Annotated in this window: 18 protein-coding genes; 13 read left to right on the top strand and 5 right to left on the bottom strand. The window is 73.1% G+C overall.

Annotated elements, in window-relative coordinates:
• Positions 1 to 266 precede the first annotated feature (266 nt).
• From ACZ5CZ_RS38265 to ACZ5CZ_RS38255, 3 genes are read left to right on the top strand one after another with little or no spacing between them, the layout of a single operon-like run.
• The gene (locus ACZ5CZ_RS38265) at positions 267 to 1,595 is read left to right on the top strand and encodes an MDR family MFS transporter (protein WP_385845049.1); all 1,329 of its coding nucleotides are present in this window, start codon (positions 267 to 269) and stop codon (positions 1,593 to 1,595) included.
• Positions 1,592 to 1,882, top strand: coding sequence for a hypothetical protein (locus ACZ5CZ_RS38260; protein ID WP_385845047.1), 291 nt, complete (start codon positions 1,592 to 1,594; stop codon positions 1,880 to 1,882). Before ACZ5CZ_RS38265 ends, ACZ5CZ_RS38260 begins: the two co-directional genes overlap by 4 nt.
• Before the next feature lie 5 nt (positions 1,883 to 1,887).
• A complete protein-coding gene (locus tag ACZ5CZ_RS38255; RefSeq protein WP_468949440.1) occupies positions 1,888 to 3,276 on the top strand; it encodes a YcaO-like family protein in 1,389 nt (462 codons plus the stop codon).
• A gap of 11 nt (positions 3,277 to 3,287) precedes the next feature.
• Here ACZ5CZ_RS38255 and ACZ5CZ_RS38250 read toward each other — a convergent pair whose 3' ends face one another.
• The gene (locus ACZ5CZ_RS38250) at positions 3,288 to 4,523 is read right to left on the bottom strand and encodes a M6 family metalloprotease domain-containing protein (RefSeq protein ID WP_468949438.1); all 1,236 of its coding nucleotides are present in this window, start codon (positions 4,521 to 4,523) and stop codon (positions 3,288 to 3,290) included.
• A 452-nt stretch (positions 4,524 to 4,975) separates the two neighbouring features.
• On the opposite strand from ACZ5CZ_RS38250, the gene ACZ5CZ_RS38245 reads away from it, so the two are divergent.
• Both ACZ5CZ_RS38245 and ACZ5CZ_RS38240 read left to right on the top strand, forming a co-directional pair.
• Complete coding sequence (locus ACZ5CZ_RS38245) at positions 4,976 to 5,623, top strand: TetR/AcrR family transcriptional regulator (RefSeq protein WP_385845042.1); 648 nt, start codon at positions 4,976 to 4,978, stop codon at positions 5,621 to 5,623.
• A gap of 128 nt (positions 5,624 to 5,751) precedes the next feature.
• Positions 5,752 to 7,311 carry an MFS transporter gene (locus ACZ5CZ_RS38240; RefSeq protein ID WP_468949436.1) on the top strand — a complete coding sequence of 520 codons (1,560 nt, stop codon included), beginning with the start codon at positions 5,752 to 5,754 and terminating at the stop codon, positions 7,309 to 7,311.
• A gap of 22 nt (positions 7,312 to 7,333) precedes the next feature.
• Here ACZ5CZ_RS38240 and ACZ5CZ_RS38235 read toward each other — a convergent pair whose 3' ends face one another.
• Positions 7,334 to 7,843: a MarR family winged helix-turn-helix transcriptional regulator gene (locus ACZ5CZ_RS38235; RefSeq protein ID WP_385845039.1), complete on the bottom strand. Its 510-nt coding sequence runs from the start codon at positions 7,841 to 7,843 to the stop codon at positions 7,334 to 7,336.
• Positions 7,844 to 7,938: 95 nt separating this feature from the next.
• Between ACZ5CZ_RS38235 and ACZ5CZ_RS38230 the strand changes: the two genes are divergently transcribed.
• Complete coding sequence (locus ACZ5CZ_RS38230) at positions 7,939 to 8,727, top strand: dioxygenase family protein (protein WP_468949434.1); 789 nt, start codon at positions 7,939 to 7,941, stop codon at positions 8,725 to 8,727.
• A gap of 25 nt (positions 8,728 to 8,752) precedes the next feature.
• Here ACZ5CZ_RS38230 and ACZ5CZ_RS38225 read toward each other — a convergent pair whose 3' ends face one another.
• Positions 8,753 to 9,271 carry a GNAT family N-acetyltransferase gene (locus tag ACZ5CZ_RS38225; RefSeq protein ID WP_468949432.1) on the bottom strand — a complete coding sequence of 173 codons (519 nt, stop codon included), beginning with the start codon at positions 9,269 to 9,271 and terminating at the stop codon, positions 8,753 to 8,755.
• Positions 9,272 to 9,465: 194 nt separating this feature from the next.
• On the opposite strand from ACZ5CZ_RS38225, the gene ACZ5CZ_RS38220 reads away from it, so the two are divergent.
• Positions 9,466 to 10,464 carry a sigma-70 family RNA polymerase sigma factor gene (locus ACZ5CZ_RS38220; RefSeq protein ID WP_467546608.1) on the top strand — a complete coding sequence of 333 codons (999 nt, stop codon included), beginning with the start codon at positions 9,466 to 9,468 and terminating at the stop codon, positions 10,462 to 10,464.
• A gap of 548 nt (positions 10,465 to 11,012) precedes the next feature.
• Positions 11,013 to 11,735 (top strand): TetR/AcrR family transcriptional regulator, encoded by a 723-nt coding sequence (locus ACZ5CZ_RS38215; protein WP_385845034.1) that lies wholly within the window; start codon positions 11,013 to 11,015, stop codon positions 11,733 to 11,735.
• Positions 11,736 to 11,957: 222 nt separating this feature from the next.
• On the opposite strand, the gene ACZ5CZ_RS38210 is transcribed toward ACZ5CZ_RS38215, so the two are convergent.
• The gene (locus ACZ5CZ_RS38210; RefSeq protein ID WP_468949429.1) at positions 11,958 to 12,929 is read right to left on the bottom strand and encodes a helix-turn-helix transcriptional regulator; all 972 of its coding nucleotides are present in this window, start codon (positions 12,927 to 12,929) and stop codon (positions 11,958 to 11,960) included.
• 63 nt (positions 12,930 to 12,992) lie between these two features.
• Between ACZ5CZ_RS38210 and ACZ5CZ_RS38205 the strand changes: the two genes are divergently transcribed.
• The 5 genes from ACZ5CZ_RS38205 (at position 12,993) to ACZ5CZ_RS38185 (ending at position 19,080) form a co-directional block, all read left to right on the top strand.
• A complete protein-coding gene (locus ACZ5CZ_RS38205) occupies positions 12,993 to 14,495 on the top strand; it encodes an MFS transporter (RefSeq protein WP_468949427.1) in 1,503 nt (500 codons plus the stop codon).
• Positions 14,496 to 14,693: 198 nt separating this feature from the next.
• Positions 14,694 to 15,455 carry a DeoR/GlpR family DNA-binding transcription regulator gene (locus tag ACZ5CZ_RS38200; RefSeq protein WP_385845060.1) on the top strand — a complete coding sequence of 254 codons (762 nt, stop codon included), beginning with the start codon at positions 14,694 to 14,696 and terminating at the stop codon, positions 15,453 to 15,455.
• Positions 15,452 to 16,399: a 1-phosphofructokinase gene (gene pfkB / locus ACZ5CZ_RS38195; RefSeq protein WP_468949426.1), complete on the top strand. Its 948-nt coding sequence runs from the start codon at positions 15,452 to 15,454 to the stop codon at positions 16,397 to 16,399. The genes ACZ5CZ_RS38200 and pfkB overlap by 4 nt, the downstream gene beginning before the upstream one ends.
• A gap of 200 nt (positions 16,400 to 16,599) precedes the next feature.
• Positions 16,600 to 18,717 (top strand): PTS fructose transporter subunit IIABC, encoded by a 2,118-nt coding sequence (locus ACZ5CZ_RS38190; RefSeq protein WP_468949425.1) that lies wholly within the window; start codon positions 16,600 to 16,602, stop codon positions 18,715 to 18,717.
• 111 nt (positions 18,718 to 18,828) lie between these two features.
• Positions 18,829 to 19,080, top strand: coding sequence for a hypothetical protein (locus tag ACZ5CZ_RS38185; protein WP_385845027.1), 252 nt, complete (start codon positions 18,829 to 18,831; stop codon positions 19,078 to 19,080).
• Between the two features lie 54 nt (positions 19,081 to 19,134).
• Here the strand turns inward: ACZ5CZ_RS38185 and ACZ5CZ_RS38180 are convergent, their stop codons facing one another.
• The gene (locus tag ACZ5CZ_RS38180; protein ID WP_468949424.1) at positions 19,135 to 19,890 is read right to left on the bottom strand and encodes a DUF6227 family protein; all 756 of its coding nucleotides are present in this window, start codon (positions 19,888 to 19,890) and stop codon (positions 19,135 to 19,137) included.
• Positions 19,891 to 20,006 lie beyond the last annotated feature (116 nt).

Here is a 20,006-nt window from a genome sequence, read left to right as displayed (position 1 = left end):
GACACCGCCATGGCCGACCAACTCGACACCGCCGTCGAACAACACGGCAAGGGCGACCTCGCCGCACTCCTGGCAGGCGGCGACACCTGGACGGTGCGGAACTAATCCTTTCCACTTTGAATTCCCCTGTAATATTCCTGAAATTGCCCGCCATTCCCTGTAGTTGATTGACGCATTTCTGTCGTCACATTCATTGACGGTGCGGGGTCCGGAGAAAGAGGATTTCCGGCGACCGGCTGACAGGGCACGGAATGCGGAGGGGAATTATGGGCGGTGGTCCGCGGAATCTTCCCCGCGCGTACTGGTGGATCTGGACCGGTCTGCTGATCAACTGGCTCGGCGCGTTCACCGGGCCGATCCTCGTCCTCTCCCTCACCCAGGCCCGCGGCTACTCCGTGTCCTCCGCGGGCTTCGTGGTCTCGCTGCTCGGCGCCGGGGCGATCGCGGGGTCCGCGGTCGGCGGCGTGCTCGCCGACCGGATCGGGCGCCGCCCGACGATGTTCGCCGGGCACTGCGCCACCGCGCTGAGCATGGTGGTGCTCGGCACCGGTACCGCCCCGGCGGTGGTGAGCGCGGCCGCGTTCGGGGCGGGGTTCGGCGCCGCCGCGGTCCGGCCGGCCGCCTCCGCGTCGATCGCCGACGTGGTCGCCGCCGCCGACCGGCCCCGCGCCTTCGCCTACAACTACTGGGCCGTCAACACCGGCACCGCGGTCTCCGCCGTGCTCGCCGGGCTGCTGGTCGAGCACGGCTACACCGCGCTGTTCCTCGCCGACGCGGCGACCACCCTGCTGTGCGGCGCGCTCGTCCTGGTCAAGGTCCCCGAGACCCGCCCGGCCCGAACCGCCCCGGCGTCCACGGCGTCCACGGCGTCCCCGGCGGGGGAGGGGCACGGCGCGGATGCGCACCCCTCGCTGCCGCTGCGCAAGGACCTCCGCTTCCTGTGCTTCGTCCTGTGCACCCTGATCTTCGCCGCCGTGTACGAGCAGCGGTCGGCGGCGCTGCCCGTCGTCGTCACCGCACACGGGCACACCCCCGCGGTCTTCGCCCTGCTGATGGCGCTGAACGCCCTGCTCATCGCGGTCTTCCAACTGCCCGTCAGCAGCCTGGCCGGCAAGGGCCCGCGCGCCCTGGTGCTGCTCGCCGGCGCCGTCCTGGCGGGCGTCGGCTTCGGCCTGACCGGCCTGGCCCGGGGCACCCTGGCGTACGCGGCCACGGTGGTCGTCTGGACGGCCGGCGAGATGCTCTTCGCGCCGATGGCGGGCGCCGTCGCCGCCGGGCTGGCCCCCGTCCACCAACGAGGCCGCTACCAGGGCGTGTACGCCGGCGCCTGGTCGGCCGCCGCCTTCGTCGGACCGGCCGGCGGCACCTGGCTGCTCGCGCACGCCGGCCCGGGTGCGCTGTGGACCGGGTGCGTGCTGGCGGGCGGCGCGGTCGGCGCCGGATGCGCCCTGCTCCTGCGCGCCGCGGACGGAACGCGGCCGCGACCCGAGAACTTCCCCGCGCGGTCCGCCGCACGGGGAGGCACCACCGAAAAAGGCACGTCAAGCACGACCGAATCCCTTACGGACAACACCGTCGAGAGGAACCCGACATGAGCCACATCGCGCCCAACACCTGCGTGTCCGCGTTCGCCCCGAACACCTGCGCCCCGGCCTTCGCGCCGAACACGTGCGCCCCGGCGTTCGCGCCCAACACCTGCGTGTCCGCTTTCGCGCCGAACACCTGCGCCCCGGCGTTCGCGCCGAACACGTGCGCCCCGGCGTTCGCGCCCAACACCTGTGTCTCCGCTTTCGCCCCGAACACCTGTGCTCCGGCCTTCGCGCCCAACACCTGTGCTCCGGCGTTCGCGCCGACCAACTGCGTCCCGGCCTACGCCGCGTAAGCGGAATGCAGACCAGCGCTCCCTCGAAGCCCGGCCCGGACGGTGTCGACCGTCCGGCGCCGGGCTCCGGCCCCCTGCCCGCCCCGCTGTCCGCCTTCGTCACCGGGACGCAGACCTTCACCGGGTACGGCGGCACCCCACCCCGCCTCCACCTGGCCGTCTCCGAGCTGCGGGACGTCACCGACCGGCTGCCCTGGCACGCCGAGCGGCACTCCTTCGGCACCTCCTGGACCGACCCGGAGCAGGCCCGCCGCTCCGCGGAGGGCGAGGCCGTCGAACGCCACTGCGGCGCCTGCCCGCCCGCACAACCGGTGTACGGCACCCATGAGCAGCTGACCCGGCGCGGACTGCGGGCGCTCGACCCGCGCAGCCTGGCGCTGCACTCCGACCGCCAGTACGCCACGCCCGGCTTCCCGTTCCAGCCCTTCCGGACCGACTCGCCCGCGCACTGGGTGGAGGGCCGCAGCGCCGTCGACGGCGAGCCCGTCCTCGTGCCCGCCTTCCTCGTGTACACCGCGTGGCCGCACATGCCGCACCCGCACCCCGAGCCGTACTACTCCTTCCCCGTGATCGGCGGCATCGCCGCGGGTCCCACCGCGGACTTCGCCCTGCTGTCCGGGCTGGAGGAGATCATCGAGCGGGACGCCGTCGCCGTGTGGTGGGCCAACGCCGCAACCCTGCCCGCGCTGCCCCCGACGGACCGGCTGCGCGCGCTCGGCGAGGGCGCCGAGGACACCTTCGAGACCCGGCTCGTCCGCGTCGACAACGAGTTCGGCCTGCCGGTCATCGCCGCCGGGGTGCGCAGCACCACCGAGGGCTGGCTCACCTACGGCTGCGCCGCCCGCGCCGACGAGGAGGAGGCCGCGGCCAAGGCGCTCGCCGAGGCGCACACCCTCCAGATCACCTGCCGGGTACTGGCCGACCCCGCGACCCGGATGGACACCCCGGGACGGCCGTCACCGCTCAAGCCCTGGCGGCAGGACCGCCGTTACCTGGACGACTACCGGCCGGACTGGTCGGACGTGGTCGAGCAGATCTGCCAGCAGCAGCTCCACCTCGACCCGCGCGCCGCCGCCCGCTGCGCCCCCTGGGCCTGGGACCTGCCCGAGGGCCGCTGGACCGGCCGGCCGCAGCGCCTCTCGGCGGCCGAGCTGGTGGACCGGGTCGCCGCCGCGGGCCACGACGTCGTCACCGTGGACCTCACCACCCCGGAGGCGGCCGCCGCGGGCATGCACGTCCTGCGGGTCGTCGTACCGGGCACCGTCTCCGTCGCCCCCGCCGCCTATCTGCCGCTCGGCGGCAGACGCCTCCAGGACACGGCGGTCCGCCTGGGCTGGCGCACCACCCCGCTGCCCGAGGAGCGCCTCAACACCTTCCCGCTGCCCCACTCCTGACGGACCGCTCCCTACTCCCGCGTCACCCGCACCCGGTAGTTGCCCTCCGCATCGCCGCTGATCACCTGGACGGTGAGGCGATGCCGGGGGTCCCGGAAGGTCTCGCCGGGGGAGTAGGGAGCGTCGGAGAGCTCCGTGTGGACGTTCGGGCTGCGCGTGCAGCCGCCGCTCGCGGGGTGTGCGTCGGACACGGTGATCGGCCCCCGCCCGGTGTCCACCCCCGCGTCGACCCTGTAGACGAGGACCCCCGGCCGGCACACCACCTCGTCGTTGCCGCCCGGCGTCCGTACCTCCAGCGCGTAGACGCTGTGCCCGTCGACCGGCACGACCACCAGTTTCCCGCCGCCCGTCTTCCACACCGGTGTCAGCATGTAGTCCGTGCTGCCGGCCGTCACCGGGCATCCGACCTGCGCGGCGTCCAGCCATCCCAGCTTCCACTTGTGCCAGGCGAGCAGATCGTTGTCGGCCCCCCAGTCCTCGCTCATGATGTCCCAGTGCCCCACCGCGCTCCCGCCCTCCTGGGTGTACAGGTCGGGCAGCCCCAGGGTGTGGCCGTTCTCGTGCGGCAGCACCCGGAAGCCGGTGCGGGCGTAGGAACCGGAACCGTCGTCCTGGCGCGAGTAGACGAACGACGCGTTGGCGATGGGCACCCCGTCCGCGATCGGCGCGTCGGCGTTCCCGGCGAAGGTCACGGACAGCACGGTGTCCAGCGCGGACGGCCCGGCGGTCGGGGTGACCAGCACGTTCAGGAGGTCGTACGCGCGGAAGTCCACCGTCGGGTCGGCGGCGGCCACGATGTCCTGCACCAGCTGCCGGTAGCCGGGGTCGAAGGGCGCCCCGCGCTCTATGCCGTACGACCGGAACGTCCTCGGCATCCGCAGCCAGCCGGTGATCGGGGTCTCCGGGCGGTAGTCGAGGCGGCCGTACGACGCCGTGCGGAACCACTCCTGGGTCTGTGGGAAGAACTCGTGGAAGCGGTCCATCGCGCTGCCCGGTCCGGGCGCGTCGGGGAAGTCGACCATCAGGGTCAGGGCGTGCACCGTGCCGGTGGAGCGGGAGTAGCCGTGCGGGGTGGGGAGCCCCTCGGTCATCTGCACCTCCGGGCCGCTGCGGATCAGGCAGGGGGAGAGCGCGGAGGCGCGGGCCAGGCCGATGGGCCCGGCGGTGGTGGGCGCCGTGAGGTGTCCGGTGCCGGCCGAGGTGCTGACCGTCAGGGTCAGTGCGGTCACCACGGCGAGCGCGGCCACACGGCGCGGGCGTATACGGCTTCGCGCGCGGCCGCGGGACACCCCGGAGGGGCGCGGGCGCGGCCGGCGTATCCGGCACAGGCCCCCGCGCAGCCCCCGCCCGTGCGCGGCACGCGGCGAGGACAGCAGGGAAGAGAGAGGTGTACGGCGCGGTGCCGGCGGCTTCGGCTGCATGCATGGACCTCTCGCTCCACGGCAGCCGCCGGTCTCCGGCTGCACCCTTGCGATCACCCTGGGTCGCGGGGGCGGGGCACGCGCGCTGGAGGAGGCCGATCGTGGGAAAGCCGGTCCGCACGGGGGTGAATCCCGGCGCACCGCGCGTGTGACGCAGGACACGCGACTTCTTCGCGGGGGCGGGAAATAACCGGGGACTGTCTCCCCGTTTACCCCTCTGTCCGAGCGAAACGGGGACTGGCTCCCCGGATCGCCCCCCTCCGTCAGAGGAGTACGCCGTGTCGACCGCCACCGCCCCCGCCGCGCGCAAGGTGCCCCGGCCCCGCGCCGACGCCCTGCGCAACCGGGAGCGGATCGTCACCGCGGCCCGGGAGATGTTCGTCGAGCACGGCCCGGACGTGCCGTTCGACGAGATCGCCCGCCGGGCCGGCGTCGGCAACGCCACGGTGTACCGCAACTTCCCCGACCGCGACGCCCTCGTCCGCGAGGTCGTCTGCTCCGTGATGGACCGTACGGCCGAGGCGGCCGAGGCGGCCCTCGCGGAGACCGGGGACGCCTTCGCCGCCCTGGAGCACTTCGTGCACACCGCCGCCGACGAGCGGATCAGCGCGCTGTGTCCGATGATCTCCAGCACCTTCGACCAGCACCATCCCGACCTGGTGGCCGCCAGCGAGCGCGTCGAACGGCTCGTGGCGCAGATCATGGAGCGCGCCGCGGCGGCCGGGCAGCTACGGGCCGATGTGGGCGTCGGTGACCTGCTGATCGTCGTGGCCCAGCTGAGCCGGCCCCCGGCCGGCACGGACTGCGGGCGCGGCGACCGGTTCGTCCACCGTCATCTCCAGCTGTTCCTGGACGGCCTGCGGGCCCCCGCCCGTTCCGCCCTGCCGGGCGCCTCCGTGACCCTGGAGGAACTGCGCCTCCCCTGATCCGCGCCGGCTGACCCCCGGCGGCCCTCCCTCCTCCCTTCACCTTCCTCCAGCCGATTTCTCGGCATTTTTCCCCTGATATCTCCCCGATCTTCCGCACGTCCCGTAGTCCCGAAGTGGATACCCCCATGCCTGAAACACCCCTCAAGGCGTCCGTCGCCGCCCCGCGGACCGGCGGCGACGCCAACCGCTGGAAGGCGCTCGTCTTCATCGCGCTCGCCCAGCTGATGGTCGTCCTCGACGCGACGATCGTGAACATCGCCCTTCCCTCCGCCCAGCACGACCTCGGCATCACCGACGGCAACCGGCAGTGGGTCGTCACCGCCTACGCCCTCGCCTTCGGCGGTCTGCTGCTCTTCGGCGGCCGTATCGCCGACAAGTGGGGCCGCAAGCGCGCCTTCCTCATCGGCCTGGCGGGCTTCGCCGCCGCCTCCGCGCTCGGCGGTGCCGCCACCACCGGCGCCATGATGTTCGGCGCCCGCGCCCTCCAGGGCGTCTTCGGTGCGCTGCTCGCCCCGGCCGCGCTGTCCCTGCTCGCCGTGATGTTCACCGACGCCAAGGAGCGGGCCAAGGCGTTCGGCATCTACGGCGCCATCGCGGGCGGCGGCGGTGCCGTCGGCCTGATCCTCGGCGGATTCCTCACCGAGTACCTGAACTGGCGCTGGACCTTCTTCGTGAACCTCCCGTTCGCCGCCGTCGCCGCGGCCGGCGCCTTCCTCGTGGTGCGCGAGCCGCAGGGCGGCCGCAACCGCTCCCCGCTCGACGTCCCCGGCGTGATCCTGTCCACGCTCGGCCTGGTCGCGCTGGTCTACGGCTTCACCCGGGCCGAGTCCGACGGCTGGGGCGACACCGTCACCGTCGCGATGTTCGTCGCGTCGGCGGTCCTGCTGGTCTCCTTCGCCGTCGTGGAGTCCCGGGTCAAGGCCCCGCTGCTGCCGCTGCGCGTGGTGACCGACCGCAACCGCGGCGGTATCTACCTCTCGCTGGGCCTCGCGATCATCGGCATGTTCGGCCTGTTCCTCTTCCTGACCTACTACCTCCAGGTCGTGAAGGGCTACTCGCCGGTCAAGACGGGCTTCGCCTTCCTGCCGATGGTGGCCGGCATGATCACCGGCTCGACCCAGATCGGCACCCGTCTGATGACCCGGGTCCCGGCCCGGCTGCTGATGGGCCCCGGCTTCCTCTCCGCGGGCCTCGGCATGCTGCTGCTGACCCAGCTGCGGATCGACTCCTCCTACGGCACCCTGCTGCTGCCCGCGATGCTGCTGCTCGGCCTCGGCATGGGTACGGCGTTCATGCCGGCCATGTCCCTGGCCACCCAGGGCGTCCAGCCCCGGGACGCCGGTGTCGCCTCCGCGATGGTCAACACCTCGCAGCAGGTGGGCGGCGCGATCGGCACCGCCCTGCTCAACACCATCGCCGCCTCCGCGACCACGTCGTACGTCAAGGGGCACATCGCCGGTGCCACCGCGAAGCCGCAGGCGGAGCTGGTGCGGCTCCAGGGCATGGTGCACGGCTACACCGCCGCGATCTGGTTCGCCGTCGGCATCCTGGGCCTCGCCGCCCTGATCGCCTTCACCTTCGTCAACGCCGGCCGCCCCGGCACCACCCCGGTGGCCTCCGGCGGCCCCGGCGGGTCCGGCGAGTCCCTCGAGGACGAGGTGCCGGTCCCGGTGCTGGCCCACTGAGCCCGGGGGAGGTGACCCAGCCCTAGCGCAGCCAGGGCAGGTCCGCGCCCTCCCCGTCGGGCTGGAGGCCCTCGGCGACGATCTCCATGATCTCGCCGAGGGCCTTCTGCTGGTCCGGGCTCAGCCGGTCGAACAGGGCCTGCCGTACCGCGCCCACATGGCCGGGAGCGGTGCGCCGCAGCACCTCGGCGCCCTCGTCGGTGAGCACCGCGAACTGGCCGCGCTTGTCGGAGGGGCAGTCCTCGCGCCGTACCCAGCCGTTCTTCTCCAGCCGGGCGATGGCGTGCGACAGCCGGGACCGGGTGATCTTCGCCTTCATGGCCAGCTCGGTCATCCGCAGCCGCCGGCGCGGCGCCTCCGCGAGCCCGACGAGCAGGCCGTAGTAGATGTGCGGCATGCCCGCGTCGCGTTGCAGCTGCCGGTCGAGGTGGTCCTCCAGCAGGGTGGTGGCGTGCAGGTAGGCGCGCCAGACGCGCTGTTCCTCGGCGGTGAGCCAGCGGTGCGGTGCGGCGGAGTCCGGTGCCGTGTTCATGGGTCCACTGTACGAAATCCCTCCTTGAAACTTAAACAAGTCGGACATATGCTCGGACCTGAAGCTTGAGACTTAAAGCAACTGGAGCCGCCGCGATGTCTGCCCCCGCCCCGCAGCGCATGCCCGCCCTGTACCTCAGCCATGGCGCCCCGCCGCTCGCCGACGACCCGGTCTGGCCCGGCCAGCTCGCCGCCTGGTCCGCCGACCTGCCCCGGCCCACGGCGATCCTCATGGTCTCCGCCCACTGGGAGGAGGCCCCGCTCGCGCTCGGCGCCGTGGAGCCCGTCCCGCTCGTCTACGACTTCTGGGGCTTCCCCGAGCACTACTACCGGGTCACCTACCCCGCCCCCGGCGCCCCCGAGCTGGCCGAGTCCGTGCGCAAGCTGCTGCGCGCCCCCGGCACCCCGGTCCAGGACATCCCCGACCGCGGCCTCGACCACGGCGCCTACGTCCCCCTCGTCGAGATGTTCCCGGACGCGGACATCCCCGTGCTCCAGGTCTCCATGCCGACCCTCGACCCGGTGCGGCTGATGGAGATCGGCCGCAGGCTCGCGCCGCTGCGCGACGAGGGCGTGCTGATCGTCGGCTCCGGCTTCTTCACCCACAACCTCGCAGCCCTGCGCTACTCGGGCGGGGTGCCCCGCTGGTCGTCCGAGTTCGACGACTGGGGCCGGCGCGCCCTGGAGGCCCGCGACTGGGACGCCCTGCTGGACTTCCTGAACAAGGCCCCGGCCGGCCGCTACGCCCACCCGCGCACCGAGCACTTCGCCCCGCTCTTCGTCACCATGGGCGCGGCCGAGGTGAGCGGCGAGCTGGACACGCAGAAGTCGGTGATCGACGGCTTCTGGGGCGGCATGGCGAAGCGCTCGGTGCAGTTCGGCTGACCCGAGGGCCGGCCGCGCCTCGCCGCTACAGCTCCCGCTCGTACCAGGCCACGTCCCAGTAGCGGCCGAACTTGCGGCCGACCTCGCGGTACGTGCCCACGTACCGGAAGCCGAACCGGGCGTGCAGCCGCTCGGAGGCCTCGTTCGGCTGGGCGATCCCGGCGTAGGCCCGGTGCACGTCCTCGTCGGCGAGCGCCGTGAACAGGGCGTCGTAGAGCAGCGTGCCGACGCCGCGCCGGCCGGCTTCCGGGGCGACGTACACCGACGTCTCCACCGAGGTCACGTACGCGGGCTTCGGCCGGTAGGGGCTCGATGTGGCGTACCCCAGAATCCGCTGTGAGTCCCGCTCGGTGGCAACCATCAGCCGGTACGGGCCGTCTTCCGGGTGGGAGAGCAGCCAGGGGCGGCGCTCTTCCGGAGTGAACGTCTCGATGTCGAATGTGATGGCCGTCTCACGTACATAGTGGTTGTAGATCGCCGTGAGGGCAGTGAGATCCCCCTCGACTCCCGGCCTGACCTGCACCTCTGTGGGCTCCGGCGTCATCCCGCCTCCTTGTGGGGCGGACAGGGTACTGCATGATCAGAAAAATCGAGGGGCGGGTTGGGAATTCTGTCCGGATTCCAGTCGTTGTTTCCCACGGATGCAGGGCACTCGGTGAGTCTCGAAGTCCCGGAGGCTGCCCCCGCCGGTGCCGAGCGTCCGCAGGACCACCCGCCCACCATCGCAAGGGAGCACGCATGGCAACCCGTGCCGTCGCCCGTCGTCAGTCCGCCACCGGCGAGACGGCCGACTCGGCAAGCAGTGTTCGCGCCCATGGCGGCGAGATCGCGGACCGCGACCTGGTCGGCATGTACCTCGACGAGATCGCGCGGACGCCGCTGCTCGACGCCGCGAAAGAGGTCGAGCTGTCCCAGACCATCGAGGCGGGTGTCTTCGCACGGCAGGTCCTCGACGGATTCGAGGAGACGGCGTCCGACGCCACCCGCGAGGAGCTGCTGGCGCTGGTCGAGGCCGGCGAGCGGGCCAAGGACGTCTTCATCCGCTCCAACCTCCGCCTGGTCGTGGCGGTGGCCCGGCGCTACCCGCGCAGCGGCCTGCCCCTGCTCGACCTGATCCAGGAGGGCAACGCCGGCCTGGTGCGCGCGGTCGAGAAGTTCGACTACCGCAAGGGCTTCAAGTTCTCGACGTACGCCACCTGGTGGATCCGGCAGGCCATCACCCGCTCCATCGCCGACCAGTCGCGCACCATCCGGCTTCCCGTGCACCTCGTGGAGGAGCTGGGCCGCATCCGGCGTGTGCAGCGCGAGTTCAACCGGGAGAACGGCCGCGACCCGGAGCCCGCGGAGATCGCCGCCGAGCTGGGCGCCACCCCGGAGCGCGTCATCGACGTCCTGGACTGGGCCCGCGACCCGGTCTCGCTGAACATGTCGGTGGACGACGAGGGCGAGACCCAGTTCGGCGACCTGCTGGAGGACACCTCGGCGGTCTCCCCCGAGCAGTCCGTCATGACCCTGCTGCGCAGCGAGGAACTGGACGACCTGATCGGCCGCCTGGACCAGCGCACGGCCTCCATCATCAAGATGCGGTACGGCATCGAGGACGGCCGCGAGCGCACCCTCACCGAGGTCGGCAAGGAGCACGGCCTGACCCGCGAGCGGATCCGCCAGATCGAGAAGCACGCCCTGCTCGAACTGAAGAAGCTGGCCCGCGACACCGGGTTCGACGCGGCGGCCTGACCGGCGCCCGGGGTTGCCGGGCGGAGGGTGTGCCGAGCCTGGCGGGTGTGAGGAGCCGGGGGGCGGCGGACGGGGCGGGCGTGACGGGCGTGCGCCCGCGACGGCCGCGTACGCCCGGTGGCTGAAGACGGCGCAAACATGGCGTGGTCCCGTCGCTTCAACTCCCGGGCCCGCGGGAACAACCCTTCCGGGCCCCCGAGCGGGCCCGGGCAACCGCACTCCCCACCAGCACCTGAGCCACTCGCACCCAGCCACCCACCCCCCGGCCCGGCCCGTCCCCACGCCCACCCGGGCCCGGCCGGCCCACGCGAACCACGTCCCGACGCAATCCCCCCCCGGCGGCGGGACCTTCCCCGAGCCGGGCCTCGGCGCCCACCCCCCCCGGGCGCCGAGGCCCGGCTTCCGCATGGCCGGACCGCACCGGAACGGAACTTCCGCATGGCCGGACCGCACCGGAACGGAACTGGAAAGGCGGTCCACCCCGTACCTGAACCCCGGGGTGGACCGCCTGGATGGCAGATTCTGCCACACGGGCATAGCCTGCCCGGATGAGCACCACCCCCAGCCCCGCCGACCAGCCGTTTTCCCCCGCCAAGCCGGTCTCCCTCACCGAACGCCGCAAGGCCGAGACCCGCATGGAGATCGCCCGCGCGGCGGCCGCCCTCTTCGTCCGGCAGGGCCTGCGGGCCACTCGCGCCGAGGACATCGCCCACACGGCGGGCATCGCACCCCGCACCTTCTACCGCTATTTCGCCACCAAGGAAGAAGCGGTGGCCCCGCTCTACGCGGCGGGCGCCCAGCGCTGGACGGAAGCGGTCCGCACCGCCCCGGCGCACCTCGGCGTTCCCGAGGCGCTGGAACACGCCGTCCTGGAGACCCTCACGCCCGGGGCGGGTGTCTCGGCCGCCTCCTGGGAATGGGTCCGCACCCTGATCCGCCTGACCGACACCAGCCCCGCCCTGCGCAAGGTCTGGGCCGAGGTGGGCCAGGCCTCGGAAGGCGCGCTGGCGCAGACCCTCGCGGAGCGCCTGGCCGCGGGAGACAACGTTGCCTCCCCACCGGAGCCTCCCACCGCGATGGCCCCCTCCCTCCGCTTCGCCGCTGCCGTGGCCGGCGCCGCCGTACGCGTGGCCGTGGAATCCTGGGCCGCCACCCCGGCCCCACCCACCGGCCCCGACGGCCCCGCAGCCCTGGCCCTGGCCAACCTGCGGACGCTGCGGGACTTCCAGTGGGCCACGGAACCCGGCCCGGACCGGCCCGAAGGGTCGTAGCGGCTCCCCGCCAGCCGCCCGCGTCCCCCCCCCGTCCGGGGTGCCCGGCTCCCGCAGATGCGCCGCCGGTCAGAGAGCGCCCGGAGGCCGCCGTACGCGTGGCCGTGGAGTTCTGGGCCGCCGCCCAAGCTCCCGCCTTCCGGGCCCGGCCGCCCCGGGATCGGGCCAGCCCGAAGGGTCGTAGCGGCTCCCCGTCAGCCGTCAGCCGTCAGCCGTCAGCCGTCAGTCGCCCGCGCCCCCCGCCCGCAGCAGTCGCTCGCCCAACTCCCGTACCTGTACGACCAGCTCGTCAGGCGCCCGGACCTGGAATTCCTCCCCCGTCATCGCCAGCCGTACCGCCAGCCACTCCATGGGGTCGCCGGTGCTGCCGCGCAGGACGCAGCCGCCGTCGCCGTCGTCCTCCGGCACCCCGACCCAGCTCGGCACCCGCGCCGACACGCGTTCCGGCGGAGCGGCGAAGCGCACCTCGAAGCCGTAGGTCTCCTGCTGCCGTTGGATCGACCGCCGCAGGAACTCCGCCGCGCTGCCGGTCGGCAACTCCCGCTCCTCGAATCGGACTCCGGTCGCGAACGGCTCGCTCACCCGGTCCACCCGGAAGGTGCGCCAGTCCGCGCGGTCGAGGTCGTAGGCGACCAGGTACCAGCGCCGGCCGGTCGACACCAGCCGGTGCGGCTCCGTCAGCCGCCGGGTCTCGCCGCCGTCCCGGTCGCGGTAGGCGAACCGCAGCCGCTCCCGCCCGGCCACCGTCGAGGCCATCACGGTCAGCGTCTCCGGCGCGATGCTCGCACCGTCACCGCTGGTCAGCGGGGTCGTCGCGGCCTGGAGCGTGGAGACCCGGTGACGCAGCCGGGCGGGCAGCACCTGCTCCAGCTTGGCCAGGGCCCGTACCGAGGCCTCGTCCACGCCCGCCACCGCATGCCCGGCACCGGCCCGCAGCCCCACCGCGATGGCCACCGCCTCCTCGTCGTCCAGCACGAGCGGCGGCATCGCCTTGCCCGCGACCAGCCGGTACCCGCCGTCCGCGCCCTTCGTGGCCTGCACCGGGTAACCCAGTTCGCGGAGCCGCTCGATGTCCCGCCGCACGGTACGGCGGGACACCCGCAGCCGGTCCGCCAGCTCCCCGCCGGGCCACTCACGGGGAGTCTGGAGCAGCGAGAGAAGCTGAAGCAGCCGCGCGGGAGTGTCGGTCGTCATGCCGACGAGCATGCCGCATAAATAGGTCACGATCTGGCCTAGTGGCGACATAGCTTTGCGGACATGAGCCACGTCCCCTCGCCCTCCCCCTCTCCCGACCGAACCCGATGGCTGGCCCTGGCCATCGTCATGACCGCGGCCTTCATGGACCTGGTGGACGTGACGATCGTCAACATCGCCATCCCCTCCATCGAGCGGACCGCCCACGCCACGGTCGGCCAGATCCAGTGGATAACCGCCGGCTACGCCCTCGCCTTCGCCGCGGGCCTGATCACCGGCGGCCGCCTCGGCGACATCCACGGCCGGCGCCGGCTCTTCCTCATCGGCGTCGGCGGCTTCACCCTCGCCTCCGCGCTGTGCGGCTTCGCGGTGAACCCGGAGATGCTGGTCGCCGCCCGCCTCCTCCAGGGCGGCATGGCGGCGATGATGGTGCCGCAGGTGCTGTCGATCGTGCACGCGACCTTCCCGGCCCATGAGCGCGGCAAGGTGTTCGGCATGTTCGGCGCGGTCGTCGGCCTGGGCGCGGTCTCCGGGCCGCTGCTCGGCGCGCTGCTGACGCAGTGGAACCTGTTCGGCCTGCACTGGCGCCCCATCTTCCTCATCAACCTTCCCGTCGGCATCATCGCCTGGGTGCTGGGCCGCCGCTTCATCACCGAGTCCAAGGCGCCCAGGGCGCTGAAGCTGGACCTCGTCGGGGTCGCCCTGGTCTCGCTGGGCCTGCTGATGCTGCTCTACCCGCTCACCCGCGGCCGCGAGCTGGGCTGGCCGCTGTGGGGGTACGGCTTGATGGCCGGCGCGTTCGTCGTCTTCGCGGCGCTGGTGGTGTACGAGCGGCGCAAGGCGGCGCGCGACGGCTCCCCGCTCGTCGAACTCTCCCTGTTCCGCGTGAAGAGCTTCGCCGCCGGCATCGCCGTACAGACCGTCTTCGGTGTCGCGCTCGGCATCTTCTTCCTGGTGTGGACGCTGTACATGCAGATCGGCCTGGGCTGGAGCCCGCTGCACGCCGGGCTGACCGGGGTGCCGTTCTCGCTCGCGGTGTCCGTCGCGGCCGGGCTGTCCGTGCAGCAGCTGGTCCCGCGCTTCGGCCGCAAGGTCCTCCAGGCGGGGGCGCTGCTCATGGTGGCGGGCCTCCTCCTCTACATCGCCGCGTCGCACCGCTACGGCCTCGCCATCGCCTCCTGGCAGATGGCCCTCCCGCTGGTCGTGATGGGCGCCGGGATGGGTCTCATCGTCGCCCCGCTGACCGACGCGGTGCTCTCGGAGGTGCCCCGGGAGCATGCCGGTTCGGCGTCGGGCCTGATCAACACGGTGCAGCAGATGGGCAACGCGCTCGGGCTCGGCCTCGTCTCGGTGGTGTTCTTCGGTGAGATCGGCGACCGGCTCGCCCCGGCCCAGGTCCGCCCGGCCTTCGTGCACGCCTTCCAGCACGCGCTGTGGTGGGTCGCCGGGATCATGGCCGCGATCCTGCTGCTGATGTCCGCGCTGCCGAAGCGCCCGTCCCAGCATGTGGAAGGAGCGGAAGCGGACCTTACCGCCCCGGAGCGGGAGCCGGCACTGCTGCCCTGACCAGGCACGCAAGGAGGGGCCGGGGCGCCATGCGCACCCGGCCCCGACGTCTGTCTACGCCCGTCCATGCCCGTTCATGCCTGATCCAGGCCCGAACCTGTTTACTTCCCGGAAATCCGGGCGTAGTCTCCGAGTGAAACCACACGTTCGGACATAATCCGGAAGTGCTCGGACAGGAAGCAGGCGGAGGCGACCGGCATGTACGCACCGGAACGGCAGCAGGAGATCCTCCGGATCGCCCGTGACGGCGGCCGCGTGGACGTGCTGTCGCTGGCCGAGGAGTTCCAGGTCACCGCGGAGACCATCCGCCGGGACCTGAAGGCCCTGGACCGCGCCGGCCTCGTCCGCCGGGTGCACGGCGGCGCCATCCCGGTCGGCCGCCTCGACTTCGAGCCCGACCTCGCCGAGCGCGAGTCCACCGCCGCCGACGAGAAGGACCGCATCGCCAAGGCGGCCGTCGCCGAACTGCCCACCGAGGGCACGGTGATCCTGGACGCCGGTACGACGGTGGCACGCGTCGCCGCCGCGATCCCGCTGGAGGCCTCCCTCACCGTCGTCACGCACAGCCTGCCCATCGCCGCCCGCCTCGCCGACCACCCGGGCATCCAGCTCCACCTGGTCGGCGGCCGGGTCCGGCATCGCACGCGCGCCGCCGTGGACGCCTGGGCGCTCCGCGCGTACGGCGAGATCCGCGCCGACGTCCTCCTCGTGGCGGCCAACGGCTACTCCGCCGAGCACGGCCTCACCACCCCCGACCTCGCGGAGGCGGCGGTCAAACGGGCCGCGGTCGCCGCCGCCCGCCGGGTGGTCCTCCTCGCCGACTCCTCCAAGCACGGCCAGGAGCACTTCGCCCGCTTCGGCGATCTGAGCGATGTGGACCTGCTGATCACCGACAGCGGGCTGAGCCCCGAAGACACCGCCGCCATCGAGCGCGGCGGCACGGAAGTAGTGCGCGCATGATCCTCACCGTCACCCCCAACCCCTCCCTCGACCGCACCTACGAGGTCCCCTCCCTGGAGCGCGGCGAGGTCATCCGCGCCACCGGCGAGCGCATGGACCCCGGCGGCAAGGGCGTGAACGTCTCGCGCGCCGTCGCGGCCGCCGGACGGCGCACGGTCGCCGTGCTGCCCCTGGGCGGTGCGCCGGGGGCGCTCGTGGCGGAACTGCTCGACGCGCAGGGCATCGAGGTCGCCCCGGTCCCGGTCGTCGGCGCCACCCGCTCCAACATCGCGCTCGCGGAGTCCGACGGGGTGCTCACCAAGATCAACGCGCCGGGCCCGGAACTGTCCGAGGCGGAACAGGAACTCCTCCTGGACACCGTCCGCGTCCACTCCCGCGACGCCGACTGGATCGCCTGCTGCGGCAGCCTGCCCCGGGGGCTCGCGCCCTCCTGGTACGCCGATGTGGTCACGCGAGCGCACGCCGGTGGTGCGCGCATCGCCCTGGACACCTCGGGGCGCGCCCTGCTGGAGGCGCTGCGCGCGCGGCCCGATGTGGTGAAGCCCAACGCCGAGGAGCTGGCGGAAGCCGTCGGGCGCCCCCTGGCCACCGTGGGCGACGCGCTCAAGGCGGCCGAGGAGCTGCGCGCGATGGGCGCACACGCCGTACTCGCGAGCCTGGGCGCCGACGGCCAGCTCCTCGTGGAGGACACCGGCGCCTGGTTCGGCAGCGCCCGCGTGGACGCCGTCCGCAGCAACGTGGGCGCCGGCGACTCCTCCCTCGCGGGGTTCCTCGTCGCCGGCGGCACCGGCCCGGACGCGCTCGCCTCCGCCGTCGCCCACGGCGCCGCCGCCGTCGGGCTCCCCGGCAGCGTCATGCCGACCCCCGCCGACCTCGACCCGTCCGCGGTCACCGTCACGGCCGACATCCCCCTCGACCGCGCCCTGACGGAGCCGGTGTCATGACCCCCCGCGACGGTCACCCGACAGAGCCGGTGATGACTCGGCGCACCCCGCCGGCGGCGACCGCTCCGCTCGCCCGGTCGTGGCGGTACTCCCCGTTACCCGCCACCGCCACCCCTTCCGCCCCACCTCCCCGCAGCACCCCCGTCCCCACCCTCCGCCCACCTCTCCCCACGGGCGATACGCGTGCATAGGAGCCCGCGATGAGCGACATGATCACCGCGGACCTGGTCGATCTCGACCTGTCCGCCGATACCAAGGAAGCGGCGGCGCGCGCCCTCGCCGAGCGCATGGTGGCCCAGGGCCGGGTGACCGACCTGGAGGGCTTCCTCGCCGACGTCGCCGCCCGTGAGGCCCAGATGCCGACCGGGCTCGACGGCGGCATCGGCATCCCGCACTGCCGCAGCGCCCACGCCACCGAGCCGACCCTCGCCTTCGGCCGCAGCGCCGCCGGCATCGACTTCGGCGCGCCCGACGGCCCCGCCGACCTGATCTTCCTGATCGCGGCCCCCGCCGGCGCCGACGACGCCCACCTGACGATCCTGTCCTCCCTGGCCCGCCAGCTGATGAACGCCGACTTCACCTCGGCGCTGCGGGCGGTGTCCGACCCGGAGACGGCGGCGGCACTGATCCGGGGCGACGAACAGCCGTCGCCGGCGCAGGGCGTGCCGGAGGAGCGCGGGTCCGCGCAGGGCGAGCCCGCTCAGGCCGGGTCCGCTCAGGGCGCCGTGAGCGGTGCCCCCGAAGACACCGCTGCGGCGTCGGCGGCGGCCTCCGCCGACGCCGCGGCGGGCCAGACGGCCGCCGCGAACCGCCCCTTCCGCATCGTCGCCGTCACCTCCTGCCCGACCGGTATCGCCCACACCTACATGGCGGCCGAGTCCCTGGAGAACGCGAGCCGCGAGGCCGGGATCGAACTCTTCGTGGAGACCCAGGGCTCGGCCGGGTTCACCCGGCTGCACCCGGAGGTGATCGCCGCGGCGGACGGCGTGATCTTCGCGCATGACGTCCCCGTCCGCGACAAGGACCGCTTCGCCGGCAAGGCGACCGTCGACGTCGGGGTGAAGGCGGCCATCAACCGTCCCGCCGAACTCATCGCCGAGGTCCGCGAGAAGGCGGCGCGCGGTGAGGCGAGCGCCCCGGCGGCCGCGTCCGGCGGCACTCCGGTCGAGCGCGGCGGCGACTCCACCGAGGGTTACGGCAGCAAGCTCCGCACGTGGCTCATGTCCGGCGTGAGCTACATGGTGCCGTTCGTCGCCGCGGGCGGTCTCCTCATCGCCCTCGGCTTCGCGATCGGCGGCTACAAGATCAACAAGGCCCCCTCGGTGATGGACCACTTCCTGTGGACCCAGGCCGACAGCTGGGGCGCACTGCTGTTCCAGATCGGCGTCGTGGCCTTCGGCTTCCTCGTCCCGGTCCTGGCCGGCTACATCGCCTACGGCATGGCCGACCGCCCCGGCCTCGTCCCCGGCTTCGTGGGCGGCGCGATCTCACTGACCATCAACGCCGGCTTCCTCGGCGGCCTCGCGGCCGGTCTCATCGCCGGCGGCGTGGTCCTCGCCATCCAGCGGGTGCCGATCCCGGCGGCGTTGCGCGGCATCATGCCGGTGGTGGTGATACCGCTGATCTCCTCGGCGCTCGTCGGATTCCTGATGTTCGTCGTGATCGGCAAGCCCATCGCCAGCGCCCAGAAGGGGCTCACCGACTGGCTGAGCGGCCTCACCGGCACCAACGCCGTCCTCCTCGGCGCCCTGCTCGGCCTGATGATGTGCTTCGACCTGGGCGGCCCGGTCAACAAGGTCGCCTACACCTTCGCCACCGCGGGCATCGCCGTCGCCAACCCCAGCGACTCCGCGATGAAGATCATGGCCGCGGTGATGGCGGCCGGCATGGTCCCGCCGCTGGCGATGGCCCTGGCCACCACCGTGCGCGGCAAGCTCTTCACCCAGACCGAGCGCGAGAACGGCAAGGCCGCCTGGGTGCTGGGCGCCTCCTTCATCTCCGAGGGCGCGATCCCGTTCGCCGCGGGCGACCCGCTGCGGGTCATCCCGTCCGCCATGGTGGGCGGCGCGATCACCGGCGCGCTGTCGATGGCCTTCGGTGCCACCCTGCGCGCCCCGCACGGCGGCATCTTCGTGGTCCCGCTGATCGGCAACCCGTTCCTCTACCTGATCGCCATCGCCGCCGGCGTCTGCGCCACCACGGCCCTGGTGATCCTTCTGAAGGGGATGCGCAAGCCGGCCCCGGGATCCCCGGCCGCCGACCCCGCGTCCGGTCCGTCCACGGCGTCGAAGGAGTCCAAGCAGCCGGTGGCCGCCTGACCCCGCGCGCTGCGTCTTGTCCCTTTGATGCGCTGTGAGTTGTTCACGGCACCTGCGAGATACATCACGGTCCGGGGCCAAAGTCCCGGACCGTGGTGTGTACTGGGGTTCATGCCTGCGCACGCCTCGACTCTTCTGCTGTTCGGCGTGACCGTCCTCGCTGTGACGGCCGTCGTCTGGGCCGCCGTGCTGACGCGCCTGGTGCGCCGCGCCGGCCACCGGGCCGCCGCCCGGCGCGTCACCCCGCCGCTTCCGGCGCTGCCCCGGCAGAGCCCGGTCGGGCCGCCGCAGGAGTCCGTCGAACTGACCCCCGCGGAACAGGCCGCGTTCGCAGGCCTGATACGCCGACTCGCCAACGGCTGACCTCACCCGCACCCGGCACCCCGCGTACGCGGGAACGTGCTGGCCGCCTCCGGGCTACCCCTGCCGCGCCGCGCGCCGTTCCATCGCGTCCCTGGCCGCGTCCTCCGACATATAGACCTCGCACATGTGCCGGCCGTCCGGCGTCGCCGTGTGCTCGACCTCCCAGAGGGAGACCACGCTGCCGTCCGGCAGCAGGAACGCGTGCTCGTACAGCGCGTAGCTCAGCCCGGCCCGCCCGGCCCGCCCGGCGCGTCCCGGGCGTCCGAACGCCTGGGTGATCTCGTGGGCTGTCGCCGTGGCCAGCAGGGCCGCCGTCTCCGCGCCCGGGCGGTCGGCGTTCTCCGCCCGGCGCAGGAGCCGGCGCGCGTGGTCCGGCGAGTCGTCCCCGGCGAACATGTGCCGGGGCTCGGGAATCGCCCACAGCAGCATCAGCTCGGGCAGCTCCAGCTCGGGGGAGTCCGGCGGCAGTCCGAGCCGCGCCGCGGCCGTCTGCACCTCCTCCTCGTCCACATACACCTCGTGCTCGGGGGCACCGCCCGGCACGGTGTTGTGCACCAGCTCCCACAGCGTGACCGCCGAGCCGTCGGCGAGCAGCCAGGTGTGCCGGTACGTCTCCCGGTGCAGCCCCGCGCTGTGGTGCGCCGAGTGCAGGGAACTGTCGTGCGCCAGCGCGCAGTCGAGCTGCCCCAGCACCTCGTCGGGCAACTCGAACGAGTTCAGGGCACGGCCGAGGAGTCGCGCGAGATGCTCCTCAGGAGACTCGGGCGACTCGGCTGGTTCGTACGCTGCCGTCTCGTACGGAACGCTCAAGGCTTCTCCCGGCGTTGCTGCATGTCACCTTGTGGGTGCATACCGTAGCCCCTCGGTCGGACATCGTGTCCGGGATCCGAGAAAACGTGCGCCGGTAAAACGCGCCGGCCGCGCCG

This window comes from Streptomyces sp. NPDC031418, assembly GCF_055581605.1.
The sequence above is the reverse complement of the archived record's forward strand: the minus strand, read 5'-3'. Positions and strand labels throughout refer to the sequence as shown.

Bases quoted from the DNA above. Each gene is read 5' to 3' on its own strand.
- ACZ5CZ_RS38215 (WP_385845034.1), top strand. From the start codon at position 11,013: ATGAGCACCACCCCCAGCCCCGCCGACCAGCCGTTTTCCCCCGCCAAG.
- ACZ5CZ_RS38225 (WP_468949432.1), bottom strand. From the start codon at position 9,271: ATGACGCCGGAGCCCACAGAGGTGCAGGTCAGGCCGGGAGTCGAGGGG.
- ACZ5CZ_RS38230 (WP_468949434.1), top strand. From the start codon at position 7,939: ATGTCTGCCCCCGCCCCGCAGCGCATGCCCGCCCTGTACCTCAGCCAT.
- ACZ5CZ_RS38260 (WP_385845047.1), top strand. From the start codon at position 1,592: ATGAGCCACATCGCGCCCAACACCTGCGTGTCCGCGTTCGCCCCGAAC.
- ACZ5CZ_RS38255 (WP_468949440.1), top strand. From the start codon at position 1,888: ATGCAGACCAGCGCTCCCTCGAAGCCCGGCCCGGACGGTGTCGACCGT.
- ACZ5CZ_RS38205 (WP_468949427.1), top strand. From the start codon at position 12,993: ATGAGCCACGTCCCCTCGCCCTCCCCCTCTCCCGACCGAACCCGATGG.
- ACZ5CZ_RS38200 (WP_385845060.1), top strand. From the start codon at position 14,694: ATGTACGCACCGGAACGGCAGCAGGAGATCCTCCGGATCGCCCGTGAC.
- pfkB (WP_468949426.1), top strand. From the start codon at position 15,452: ATGATCCTCACCGTCACCCCCAACCCCTCCCTCGACCGCACCTACGAG.
- ACZ5CZ_RS38235 (WP_385845039.1), bottom strand. From the start codon at position 7,843: ATGAACACGGCACCGGACTCCGCCGCACCGCACCGCTGGCTCACCGCC.
- ACZ5CZ_RS38210 (WP_468949429.1), bottom strand. From the start codon at position 12,929: ATGACGACCGACACTCCCGCGCGGCTGCTTCAGCTTCTCTCGCTGCTC.
- ACZ5CZ_RS38220 (WP_467546608.1), top strand. From the start codon at position 9,466: ATGGCAACCCGTGCCGTCGCCCGTCGTCAGTCCGCCACCGGCGAGACG.
- ACZ5CZ_RS38265 (WP_385845049.1), top strand. From the start codon at position 267: ATGGGCGGTGGTCCGCGGAATCTTCCCCGCGCGTACTGGTGGATCTGG.
- ACZ5CZ_RS38185 (WP_385845027.1), top strand. From the start codon at position 18,829: ATGCCTGCGCACGCCTCGACTCTTCTGCTGTTCGGCGTGACCGTCCTC.
- ACZ5CZ_RS38240 (WP_468949436.1), top strand. From the start codon at position 5,752: ATGCCTGAAACACCCCTCAAGGCGTCCGTCGCCGCCCCGCGGACCGGC.
- ACZ5CZ_RS38190 (WP_468949425.1), top strand. From the start codon at position 16,600: ATGAGCGACATGATCACCGCGGACCTGGTCGATCTCGACCTGTCCGCC.